At 67.4% G+C, this 12,036-nt stretch carries 8 protein-coding genes; 3 read left to right on the top strand and 5 right to left on the bottom strand.

The window, feature by feature from the left end; all coding sequences use genetic code 11:
• The first annotated feature begins 70 nt into the window (after positions 1-70).
• A complete protein-coding gene (locus tag ACH49N_RS25560) occupies positions 71-1,675 on the top strand; it encodes an FMN-binding glutamate synthase family protein (protein ID WP_358275289.1) in 1,605 nt (534 codons plus the stop codon).
• Here the strand turns inward: ACH49N_RS25560 and nhaA are convergent.
• The 3 genes from nhaA to ACH49N_RS25575 all read right to left on the bottom strand — a co-directional run bounded on the left by nhaA (position 1,666) and on the right by ACH49N_RS25575 (position 6,701).
• Complete coding sequence (gene nhaA, locus ACH49N_RS25565; RefSeq protein WP_358275287.1) at positions 1,666-2,967, bottom strand: Na+/H+ antiporter NhaA; 1,302 nt, start codon at positions 2,965-2,967, stop codon at positions 1,666-1,668. The two genes, ACH49N_RS25560 and nhaA, sit on opposite strands and share 10 nt — an antisense overlap.
• Before the next feature lie 86 nt (positions 2,968-3,053).
• On the bottom strand, positions 3,054-3,881 hold the full coding sequence (locus ACH49N_RS25570) for a methyltransferase domain-containing protein (RefSeq protein WP_358275285.1): 828 nt from the start codon (positions 3,879-3,881) through the stop codon (positions 3,054-3,056).
• Between the two features lie 120 nt (positions 3,882-4,001).
• The gene (locus ACH49N_RS25575; protein ID WP_358275284.1) at positions 4,002-6,701 is read right to left on the bottom strand and encodes an AAA family ATPase; all 2,700 of its coding nucleotides are present in this window, start codon (positions 6,699-6,701) and stop codon (positions 4,002-4,004) included.
• Between the two features lie 123 nt (positions 6,702-6,824).
• Here ACH49N_RS25575 and ACH49N_RS25580 point away from each other — a divergent pair, with 123 nt between their 5' ends.
• Positions 6,825-8,759: a 2-oxoacid:acceptor oxidoreductase subunit alpha gene (locus tag ACH49N_RS25580; RefSeq protein ID WP_358275283.1), complete on the top strand. Its 1,935-nt coding sequence runs from the start codon at positions 6,825-6,827 to the stop codon at positions 8,757-8,759.
• A gap of 5 nt (positions 8,760-8,764) precedes the next feature.
• On the top strand, positions 8,765-9,829 hold the full coding sequence (locus ACH49N_RS25585) for a 2-oxoacid:ferredoxin oxidoreductase subunit beta (protein WP_358275411.1): 1,065 nt from the start codon (positions 8,765-8,767) through the stop codon (positions 9,827-9,829).
• On the opposite strand, the gene ACH49N_RS25590 is transcribed toward ACH49N_RS25585, so the two are convergent.
• Positions 9,826-11,163: an aromatic acid/H+ symport family MFS transporter gene (locus tag ACH49N_RS25590; RefSeq protein ID WP_358275281.1), complete on the bottom strand. Its 1,338-nt coding sequence runs from the start codon at positions 11,161-11,163 to the stop codon at positions 9,826-9,828. The two genes, ACH49N_RS25585 and ACH49N_RS25590, sit on opposite strands and share 4 nt — an antisense overlap.
• A 74-nt stretch (positions 11,164-11,237) precedes the next feature.
• Positions 11,238-12,032 (bottom strand): 1,6-dihydroxycyclohexa-2,4-diene-1-carboxylate dehydrogenase, encoded by a 795-nt coding sequence (locus ACH49N_RS25595; protein ID WP_358275279.1) that lies wholly within the window; start codon positions 12,030-12,032, stop codon positions 11,238-11,240.
• Between the last annotated feature and the right edge of the window lie 4 nt (positions 12,033-12,036).

Raw genomic sequence — 12,036 nt, forward strand, 5'->3', positions numbered from 1 at the left:
TGGCACCGGAAGCCGGCGACCACACCGAAATCGCCAACGGAGCCCCCGGACCGCGACGTACGGTGGCTTCATGAATTGGTCGAACGCCCTCGGGATCCCGGCCGCCGCGCTGGCCGCCGTGGCCTCGTATGACCTGCTCCAGCGGCGGCACGCTCTGCTGCGCAATTTTCCCGTCCTGGGCCACGGCAGATATCTGCTGGAGTCGCTCGGGCCGGAGCTTCGGCAGTACATCACGACCAATAACGACGAGGAGCGTCCCTTCACCCGCGATCAGCGTCGCTGGGTGTACGCGTCGTCGAAGAAGGAAACCAACACGTTCGGCTTCGGCACGGACAACGACATCGAGTTCACCGACGGCTACACCATCATCAAGCACCGCACGTTCTCCGACATCGCCCCGTCGGCCGTCCCCGGGGGTGGTGACACACTTCAGCTCCCGTCGGCCAAGGTTCTGGGGGCGGCACGCGGCCGGGCCAAGGCCTTTCGTCCGCACTCACTCGTCAACATCTCGGCCATGAGTTTCGGCTCGCTGTCGTCGGCGGCGATCACCGCCTTGAATCGCGGTGCCACGGCGGCGGACTGCCTGCAGAACACCGGTGAGGGTGGGCTGTCGCGTTACCACCGGAACGGTGCGGATCTGGTGTTCCAGATCGGTACCGCCTACTTCGGGTGCCGGGACGAGGACGGCCGGTTCGATCTCGATCGACTGGTATCCCTCGTCGACTCCGCCCCGGTACGGGCCATCGAGATCAAACTCAGCCAGGGTGCGAAGCCGGGGCTCGGTGGCCTGTTGCCCGGTGCGAAGGTCACGGCCGAGATCGCCGAGATCCGCGGCGTCCGGGAAGGCAGCGACTGTGTCAGTCCGTCACGGCACACCGCGTTCCACGACGTCGACAGCATGCTCGACTGGGTGGAACTCGTCGCCGCCGAGACGGGACTGCCGGTGGGCATCAAGTCGGCCGTCGGAGACTCCCGGTTCTGGGAATCGCTGATCGAGGAGATGACCCACTCCGACCGGGGCGTCGACTTCGTGACGATCGACGGCGGCGAGGGTGGCACGGGTGCGGCACCGCTGGTGTTCTCCGACGCGGTCTCGTTGCCGTTCCGCAGTGGATTCGCCCGGGTGTACTCGATGTTCGCCGAGGCGGGACTCACCGACGGCATCACGTTCATCGGCTCCGGGAAACTCGGTTTGCCCGACAACGCAGTGGTAGCGATGGCTCTGGGTTGCGACATGATCAACGTTGCCCGCGAGCCGATGCTCGCGATCGGCTGCATCCAGGCCCAGAAATGTCACACCGATCGATGCCCCACGGGAGTGGCCACCCAGAGCAGCTGGCTGGAACACGGCCTCGACGCCCAGGCGAAGTCGGTGCGGGCCGACAACTACGTCCGGTCGCTGCGGCGGGACGTGTTCAAGGTGGCCGAGGCGTGCGGAGTCGCACATCCCGGACTGATCACAGCTTCGGATGTGGAGGTCGCGGACGGCAACCGCCGCGCGACTACGCTCGCCGAGCTCTACGGTTACCGGGACGGGTGGGGACTTCCGGGACTCGCCGATCGCGACGAGATCACCCGGCTGATGGCCGAATACGCGGCCGGCCCGGTCGGGGAGACCGGCTCACCCGACGCGCAGACGAAGCCCGGAACAACCGGGGCAGACGGTCACCGCTGATACACGTCGGGGATGCCGTCGCCGTCGTCGTCCCGGCTCTCCGCAAGCGCGATGGTGCGGTAAGCGCCGTTGCGCATTCGCAGGACCGCCGCGGCCAGGACCGCGGCGGTCAACGATCCCGTCAGTACGCCCACCTTGACGTGATCACCCCGCAGGGAGTCCATGCCGAAGGCGAGGTCGCCGACGAGGAGGGAGACGGTGAACCCGATGCCGCCGAGGAGGGCGACTCCGAGGACGTCGAGCCAGGCGAGGCCGGAGTCGAGGGTCGCCCGGGTGAACCGCGACATGAGGTACGTGGTGCCGAAGATCCCGACTGCCTTGCCGATCACCAGGCCGGCGACGATACCGAGCGCGACCGGGTCGCGTAGTGAGGTGCTCAGTCCGGAGAATCCGCCGATGGTGACCCCTGCGGCGAAGAAGGCGAACAGTGGCACTGCGAATCCCGCCGAGATGGGCCGAATCCGATGCTCGAAGTGTTCGGCCAGACCGGGTCCGGCCTCGGGACCGCCGGCCTTCTCACTGCGCATCACGGGAACGGCGAAGCCGAGGAGCACGCCTGCCACGGTCGCGTGAATCCCCGACTCGTGCACGAGGATCCACGTGGCCGCGGCGAGGGGCAGCAGGATCCACCAGGAGCGAACGCGTCGTTGCACGGCAACGGTGAACAGTGCCAGTGGGATCAGCGCGAGAAGCAATGGGCCGAACGCGAGCTCGTCGGTGTAGAAGACGGCGATCACGGTGACGGCCAGCAGGTCGTCCACGACTGCGAGGGTGAGGAGGAAGGTGCGCAGGGCCGCCGGAAGGTGAGTGCTCACGATGGCGAGGACGGCCACCGCGAACGCGATGTCGGTGGCCGTCGGAATCGCCCAGCCGGCGAGCGCCCCCTCACCGGTGCGGGCGTTGATCAGAACGAAGACCAGCGCGGGGACGGCCATGCCACCGACGGCGGCGGCGATGGGAAGAGCGGCGCGGCGAGGATCACGCAGGTCTCCGGCCACGAACTCCCGCTTGAGTTCGAGGCCCACGACGAAGAAGAAAATCGCGAGCAGCCCGTCGGCGGCCCACGTCCCGAGCGAGAGGTTCAGGTGCAGGGAGGCCGGCCCCACGGTGGTGTCGCGCAGCGCCATGTAGCCGTCGGACCACGGCGAGTTCGCCCAGACCAGAGCGATGACCGAGCCGATCAGGAGCAGCGCTCCGCCCACCGTTTCCTTGCGCAGGATGTCGGAGATCCGCGCGGTCTCCGCCCACGATCCGCGGGAAAACAGCGTCGATCGGGTCTGGGATTCGCTCACGGCACACTCCTGGAAATCGGGTCGGCAATATACTTGCCGACCAGACTTCCCGGCGCACCGTTGACTACCCTACCGTCCCAGGGTGGTCACCGTCTGCGCGCGGTCACCAGGAGGTACTCCCATTCCATGGCGGTCCCGTCGAAGTGGCGTCGCGCGAGGTCGGCGAGTTCACCGTCCAGTGCGGCCACCCGCTCCGGGTCACCGGCGATGTTGCGGTACACGGCGATCGTGGGGCCGTACCGCTCCTTGAAATAGTCGCGGAACTCCTCGGGCGTCGGAAACTTCTCGACGTGCAACGTCTGCCGCGTCGCCGTCAGATCGGTGACTCTGTCGCCTAGCAACGCCCGGACGTGTTCCTCGCGACCCCAGAGCGGTGGGGGTTGCGCGCCGGGTGGGGGAGCGGGGGCATACGGTTTCATCGTCGCGAACATCTGACCGATGAAACCCTCCGACGTCCAGCTGAGCAGTCCGATCCTTCCACCCGGACGACAGACACGGACGATCTCGTCGGCGCTCTGCTGGTGGTGCGGCGCGAACATGACACCCACACAGGACATGACGACGTCGAACTCCTCGTCGTCGAAGGGCAGTGCCTCGGCGTCCGCTTGCTGCCATTCGACAGCAGCCCCCGCCGCGGCAGCCTCACGGCGTCCCACATCGAACAGTTCCGGGGTGAGGTCACTCGCGACGACGTGACCCCCTGCGAGCGCGGCAGGAATAGCGGCATTGCCCGACCCCGCTGCGACATCCAGAACGTGGTCGCCCGACCGCACCTCACACGCTGCCACCAGCGCCGGTCCGAGGTCCGGGATCACCTCGCCGGCCAGCGAGGGGTAGTCGCCGAGCGCCCACATGGCGCGGTGCCGGGATTTCAACTCGCGGTCGGCCTCGACCGCGTCGATCGTGTCCTTCATCTCGAAGACCTCCTGTGGTCGGATGGGCGCCTGGTTGTCAGGACGCTCAGGTGCCAGCCTTCGCGCAACGGGTGCCCGGGAAAAGGCACCCTGGGGTGGTTTCCGGCCCCCCGCCCGACCTCAGCCGTCGTTGCGGAACTGCGCCGCGAGCTCGCTGCGGGAGCGCACGCCGAGCTTCGCGTAGACCCGTGTCAGGTGGTACTGCACCGTCTTGACCGACAGAAACAGTTCTCCCGCTGCCTCCTTGTTGCTGGCACCACCTGCGACGAGTTCCGTCACCGCCTGTTCCTGAGGCGTCAGGTCCGCGAGTGAGACACGACTGCGCTCGAGGTTGAGTCCGCCCGCCTTGATTTCGCGGTCACACCGCAACACGTACGACGTGGCACCGAGAGCCGAATATCCCTCCCGCGCGGCCTGGATCACCGCATCGGCCTCACGGCGTTTACCGGCCCGTCGCAGGGTCTGGCCGTACGCGAAGTTGACCCGGGCGCGGTCGTAGGGCAACGGCAGCGTGTCGAGATGCTGCAGTGCTTGCTCGAAGACGGCTCGGGCGGCGTCGATATCCCCGCGGGCGCCGAGTATGCGTCCGCGGGCATAGCCGAGCCGCGCCTGGGCGGAACGGTGCTGTCGCGCTGCGGCCCGTTCCTCGTGGGGGAGGAGAAAGGTGTCGGCGTCGTCCACCCTCCCGACCATGACGAGCGCATTCGCGTAGACGTCCGGCCAGTGCCAGAACCCGGGTTCATCGACTCCCTCCCGCGGCTGGAGCCGGGTGAGGGGTTCGAGTGCGCGAATCACCGTGGGGTAGTCGGCTTCCACTTCGGCGCACTGGGCGCGTGCCAGCGAGGACGGTAAGAACATGATCGGGTAGTCGTGGAGGCTCGCGGCCGCCCGCCGGAGGTGGTGCTGCGCGGCATCGCGATTGCCACGCAGCGCCTGCGTCTGCGCTCCCGTCCAGTGCACGAGTGGCCGCAGTAGATCCAGCCCGACATCCTCCAGCTGACGCGCGGCACGTTCGACGGTGGCCACGGCCCCACTCCAGTCACCGAGGGCGAACTGGGTGCGAGCCAACCAGGCCTGCGCCCACAGCGAAATACGGGCAGAGCCCATCCGAAATGCCGTCGGCACGGCACTTTCGAGTTCCTGCCGCGCCGCCTCCGGCTCGTCCAACGCCAGGTCGAGCCACCCCCGGGCCATCTCGAAGCGTTGCGACTGGGCGCCCAGTGCGACTGTGGCCGACAGGTGGTCGTACGCGGCCCGCGCCTCGGCTGTCTTGCCCGTCGCTGCCAGCCCGAGGCCCATGATCGCCGCGGATTCCACGGCCGAAGGATCGCTCGGGTCGACGAGTGACACTGCCCGCGAACCCCACTGGACGAGATCGGGCCCGTGCCACCGGGCCAGGGAGTCGAGGACCCGGCGCTGACAGATCAGTGCGGCAGTCGCCGGATCCGTTGCGGGGTCGCAGGCAGACCACGACTGCGTGAGCAGCAGGTCGGCCTCCGCAGGTCGGCCCCGCTGGATGGCCAGATAGCCGAGGACGGCGTCACGGAGCGGGCTTGCGGGGAAGCTTTCGATTTCGGGTGCGAACGCGATCGCCTGCGGCAGATTTCCGGTCCCGACCAGGGCGTCGACGGCGCGGATCAGGCGTTGCTCTCGAATGCGTCGGTCTGCGCTGAGGCGGCTCGACTTGATCAGGGCGTCCGCGACGGCGGACCAGGCCCCGACCGTGGCCCGGTGGACGGCGTGGCGGTCGAGTTCATCGGCGAGTTCGGGGTGGGGAAACGGTGACGCGGCAGCCAGATGGTCGAGGCGCTGACTGTCGTCGTCGACGATGCGTGCTGCGTGCTCGTGCAGGTCGCGCAGTCGGATCGGGCCGAGGTCGCGGTAGACGGCGGCCCGGGTGAGTGCCGAGGGGAACACCAGCACGGTGACGCCGCGATGCTCGCCCATCGTCAGCAGTCCCGCTCGGTGCGCCTCGTCGAGTGCTTCGACGGGATTTTCGATGTCCGCAAGTTCGGCGGCATCGGCGAAACGCGGATCACCGACGAGGACGGAGGCCGATTCGACCAGGGCGCGCGCGGGCGCCGAGCACGCCGTGAGCCGCGAGCGCACCGATGCGGTGACGGCCCGGGGGACGGGCAGCACGGGTTGCCAGTGGGACCAGGCGTCCGGCTCCACTTCGTGCAGGAGTTGCGTGACGTGCCGGGGATTTCCGGCCGTGTGCTGCGTGAGCTGGTGCGCTACGGGCGCTGGAAGATCCACGTGCGCAATACGGTTCGCGAGTGTTCGAATGTCGGACGCATCGAGGGGCGGGACACACAGCCGGTGACGGTGATGTCGGTCGAGGAGCTCGATCACGTCGGGCGAGACGTCGGCGGCCGGTTCCGACGTCGTGATCAGCACCAGCATGGCAGGCCGGTCGAGAAGATGACTGGCCGACGTGACGGCCTGCAAAGATTCGAGGTCAGCCCAGTGTGCGTCGTCGAGCACGACCACGACCTTCTCCCCGGGAAGTGCGGTCACCGCGGCGGCGAACTCGTGGGCGACGTCCAGAGGATGTCGTGCGGTCACTGCGGACCCCAGCAACTGCTCGACCACGCCGAACGGGTGCCCCGTCGCCCAGGGCGTAGACACTGCGGCAAGCGTCGGCACCTCGGAGTGCGCTGCAAGGAACGCCTCGACGAGGGTGGTCTTGCCGATGCCGGCGGCCCCTTCGACCACCACGACGGCCGGCAGGTCGGGAGTTGCCCCGCGCAGGAAAGCCTCGAGACTTGCGAGCTCACGCGAACGGCCGACGAGTTCGCTGTTGGCTGGGTCACTCACAAGGCTCACCGTATCGCGACGCGATTTCGGGCGGGTGCCTGGCAGAACGGCGGAACGCTTGTAACGTGAGGTGAGAAGCAGCTGATCGACACGGACGCAGCAGTCGAGAGATCCGGTGCACTTATGACGACGGACGCGAACTCCACCAAGCTGGAGCGGGTGGTCATCCGCTTTGCCGGCGATTCGGGTGACGGCATGCAGCTGACCGGGGACCGGTTCACCTCGGAGGCGGCGGCATTCGGCAACGATCTCGCCACGCAACCGAACTTCCCCGCCGAGATTCGTGCGCCGCAGGGCACGTTGCCCGGGGTGTCGTCGTTCCAGATCCAGATCGCCGACTACGACATTCTCACCGCGGGTGATCGCCCCGATGTGCTGGTGGCAATGAACCCGGCCGCGTTGAAGGCGAACCTGCCCGACCTGCCGCGCGGCGGGATGATCATCGTCGACATGGACGGGTTCACCAAGCGGAACCTGTCGAAGGTCGGGTACGCGGCCAATCCGCTCGAGGACGATTCCCTCGCGGACTACACGGTGCACCCGGTCCCGATGACGACGCTGACGGTGGGCGCGGTGCAACCTGCGGGCCTGAGCCGCAAAGACGGTGAGCGGGCCAAGAACATGTTCGCGCTCGGATTGCTCTCGTGGATGTACAACCGGCCCACACGCAGTATCGAGCAGTTCCTGCGCACCAAGTTCGCGGCGAAACCCCAGGTCGCGGAGGGTAACCTCCTCGCCTTCACGGCGGGGTGGAATTACGGGGAGACGACGGAAACCTTCGCCACCACCTACGAAATCTCGGCCGCGACCCTGCCGCGGGGCACCTACCGTCAGGTGACCGGCAACACCGCGCTGGCCTACGGAGTGGTGACGGCGGCGCAGTTGGCCTCGCGCGAGGTGTTCCTGGGTACGTATCCGATCACTCCGGCGTCGGACATCCTGCACGAGCTGAGCAAGCATCGAAACCTGGGTGTCACCACCTTCCAGGCGGAGGACGAGATCGCCGGTATCGGGGCGGCCCTCGGGGCGTCGATCGGCGGGGCGCTGGGGGTGACGAGCACGTCCGGGCCGGGCCTGGCGCTGAAGAGTGAGGCGATCGGGCTGGCGGTGATGACGGAGGTGCCGTTACTGGTGATCGATGTGCAGCGCGGTGGGCCGTCCACCGGACTGCCGACCAAGACCGAGCAGTCGGATCTGCTGCAGGCGATGTACGGGCGCAACGGTGAATCGCCCGTCGCGGTGCTGGCTCCGCGGTCACCCGCCGACTGCTTCGACACCGCCGTCGAGGCCGCGCGGATAGCCCTCACCTATCGCACTCCGGTGCTTCTGCTCTCCGACGGTGCCATCGCGAACGGCAGTGAACCGTGGGCTGTTCCGAATGTGGCGGACATGGACCCGATCGACGTGGACTACGAGAAGGCGCCTCCGTCGGAAGGGGTGTTCGCGCCCTACGCGCGCGACCCGGAGACGCTGGCCCGCGCCATGGCAGTGCCGGGTACCACCGGGCTCGAGCACCGGATCGGTGGGCTCGAGAAAGCCGACGGCAGCGGTGACATCTCCTACGATCCCGCCAACCACGACCTCATGGTCCGGCTTCGGCAGGCGAAGATCGACGGCATCACCGTCCCGGATGTGGTGGTCGACGATCCGTCCGGTCAGGCGGAGTTGCTGTTGATCGGGTGGGGTAGTTCGTACGGTCCCATCGCTGAGGCGTGCCGCCGGGCCCGGCGGGAGGGGAAGAAGGTTGCCCGGGTACACCTGCGACACCTCAACCCCCTGCCGTCGAATCTCGGTGCGGTGCTCCGCAGTTATCCCACAGTGGTGGCACCCGAAATGAACCTGGGCCAGCTGGCGATGATTCTGCGGTCGAGGTACCTCGTCGACGTGCAGTCGGTCACCAAGGTGCAGGGTCTCGCATTCCTCAGCGACGAAATACACAGGGTGATCGACGCGGCGCTGGCGGGAACGTTGCGCGAGCAGGAGCTGGCCAAGACCTCCGACGCGCTCGCTTCGGCCACCTATCGGACGAACCGCCCCCGGCAGGAGGAACCGGCGTGACCCAGATGATCAATCGCATCGGGAGGACTCTCGGGCTCAGCGCGACCGCGGACGTCCCACACACCGATGTAGCGCAGAAAGCCAAGGACTTCACCACGAACCAGGAGGTGCGGTGGTGTCCGGGCTGTGGTGACTACGTCATCCTGGCCACGATCCGCAGTTTCCTGCCGGAGCTCGGCCTGAAGCGCGAGAACATGATGTTCGTCTCCGGCATCGGATGTTCGAGCCGGTTCCCCTATTACCTCGACACGTACGGCGTGCACTCGATCCACGGCCGTGCCCCGGCCATCGCGACCGGGCTGGCGGTTACGCGTCCGGACCTGTCGGTGTGGGTGGTCACCGGTGACGGTGATGCCCTCTCCATCGGTGGCAACCACCTGATCCACGCGTTGCGGCGCAACGTCAATCTGACGATCTTGTTGTTCAACAACCGGATCTATGGCCTCACCAAGGGCCAGTACTCACCGACGTCGGAGGTCGGGAAGGTCACCAAGTCCACCCCGCTGGGGTCGGTGGACCACCCGTTCAACACGTTGTCCCTGGCGCTCGGTGCCGAGGCGACGTTCGCGGCACGCGCCCTGGACTCCGACCGCAAGGGCCTCACCGAGGTGCTGCGCGCGGCCGCGGCGCACCGGGGCACGTCGTTCGTGGAGATCTTTCAGGACTGCCCGATTTTCAACGACGGCTCGTTCGACGTGCTCCGCAAGGAGGGTGCGGAGCAGCGGCTGATTCCGTTGACACACGGAGAGCCGATCGTGTTCGGGAACGCCGGCGAATACTGCGTCGTGCGTGCCGGTTTCGGTCTGAAGGTGGTCGAGACCGCCGACGTCGACCGGAACGAGATCGTCATGCACGACGCCCACACCGATGATCCCGATTACGCGTACGCCCTCTCGCGGCTGTCCGACCAGGACCTCACCCACACGGTGACCGGCGTATTCCGCAGCGTTGTGCGCGACACCTACGACGATGCGGTGCGCAGGCAGAACGACCTCGCCCGCGAGAGGGATCCCGTAGACGAGGGCTCGCTCCAGCGGCTTCTGACCGGTCACGACACCTGGACCGTTTAGGCGGTGACGGGCGCAACCTCGGCGCGGAGGGCGACTCGTGCGCGCGGTACGAAGAACGTGACGAAGGCGCCCAGTACGGCAATGCCCGCGAACACGGAGAACGCGACCTGGCTGCTGATCCCTGCACTGATGAGGGCGCCGCCGATGAGGGGTCCGAAGATTCCGCCCAGCCGGCCGAATCCGGCGCACCATGCCACTCCCGCAGCGCGGGCGGAGGTCGAGTAGTAGTTGGACACGAAACCGTAGATCAGCACCTGAGTTCCGATCGTGCCCACTCCGGCGACCGCGACCGAGGCGAGCAGCACCGGGAGTGGGAATCCCAGGGTGAGCACCACCAGCGCGACCGCAGCGAGGAAGAACGTGGTGGCCACGACGCGCTGAGGGCCGATACCGTCGGCGATCTTGGAGGCGATCAGACCGCCGATGATGGCGCCGCCGTTGAGGACCAGCAGGAAGGACAGTGACCCCTTGGCGTTGAAGCCCGCGTCTCCCATGATTTTCGGCAACCAGGTGTTGAGTCCGTAGGTGAGGAGGAGACCGGAGAAGCTCATCACACCGAGAAGTCCTGTCGCCCAGGCATACCGTCGGGTCGCGAGGGCCGCGAATCCGACCTTCTCGACCGATGCGCGTTCGAGGGCGAGCTCCTCTGCGTCGGGCATGGGGATACCCGTGTGTTCGGAGATGCGGCGGGCCTTGTCCTCGTGCCCGCGTGCGACGAGCCACTTCGGGGACTCCGGCAGCTTCATGAGGGCCAGTGGCAGCAGCGTGACGAGCGGGAGTGCGCCGATCCAGAACAGGCCGCGCCAGCCGATCGCGTCGCGGAGCACTATGGCCAGCAGAGATGCGAGTACACCGCCGGCTGGGACTCCGCTGTAGACGATGGCGTTGTACAGATTGCGTTTTCCGGGAGGCGCGAATTCGGCGACCATCGCGCCCACGGTGGCGACGAGTCCGCCGACACCGATCCCGGTGAAGAATCGGAGCAGTCCGAAGGTGGTGATGCTCGTGGCAAGCGCCGCGAGCCCCATACCCACGGAGAACCACACGATGTTGATCAGCATCATCCGGCGGCGGCCGAGATAGTCGCCGATGGCGCCCGACGCCAGCGCGCCGACCATCACACCGACGAGGGCGTAGGAACCGAGCGCGCCCGCCTGGGCCGGTGAGATCGCCCCGAGTTGAGTGGGGTCGTCGAGCAACATCGGGAGGATGGTGCCGTAGACGACGAGGTCGTAGCCGTCGAAGACGATGGCGATGGTCGCGAGTGTGACGATCCAGGTGACAGCCCTGCGATGGCGGGGGCTTGCCCAGCTGTCGGTCGTGGACGGGTTCATGACGATCTCCGCTCGGGAAGTGTGACGGCGAGCCGGATTGCCCGCCGATGAGGCGGTGGAGATGTGTGGGGCTGCTAGCCGAGGTCGCCACCGGCGACGGGCAGTACCGAGCCGGTGATGTAGGAGGCCTCGTCGGAGGCGAGGAAAAGGATCGCAGCAGCCTGTTCGTCGAGGGTGCCGTACCGTTTCATCAGCGACGAAGAGACGGTCTGGTCGACGATGTTCTGGTACCACGCCTTCTCTTGCTCGGATTCGGTACCGGGACCGCGTGGGACGCGGCGCGCCGGTGCCTCGGTCCCTCCGGGAGCGGTGGCCACCACGCGAATTCCGTACTGTGCCGCCTCGAGCGCGAGCGACGCGGTGAGAGCGTTGACCCCGCCTTTCGCGGCTGCATAGGGCACGCGATTGACTCCGCGGGTTGCAACCGACGACACGTTGACGATCGTGCCGCTGTGCTGCGCGATGAGATGCGGCAGTGCGGCGCGGCACGTCCACAGCGTCGGGAACAGCGACCGCTGCACCTCCGCGGCAATCTGTTCCGGCGTGTAGTGCTCGTACGGTTTTGCCCAGATCGTTCCGCCGACGTTGTTGATCAGCACGTCGATCCGGCCGTGCTGGGCGCGGGCCTCGTCGATCGCGTCCTGCGCGCCGGTGAACTGTTCGAGGTCCGCGGTGATGCTGTGTGCCTCGGCCCCCCTCTCCCGCAGTTCCTTGGCGACATCGTGGACGAGTTCGGCGCGGTCGACGAGGATGACGGACGCGCCCTCGTCGGCGAGCCGGGTTGCGACGGCCAGCCCGATTCCCTGTGCGGCGCCGGTGACGGTGACGGCCCGCCCGTCGAACCGATTCGCGTAGAACGCCGGCCTCATGCGA

Origin of the sequence: Rhodococcus sp. NPDC019647, assembly GCF_044389235.1 — a bacterium.
Lineage (GTDB): Bacteria > Actinomycetota > Actinomycetes > Mycobacteriales > Mycobacteriaceae > Rhodococcus_F > Rhodococcus_F oxybenzonivorans.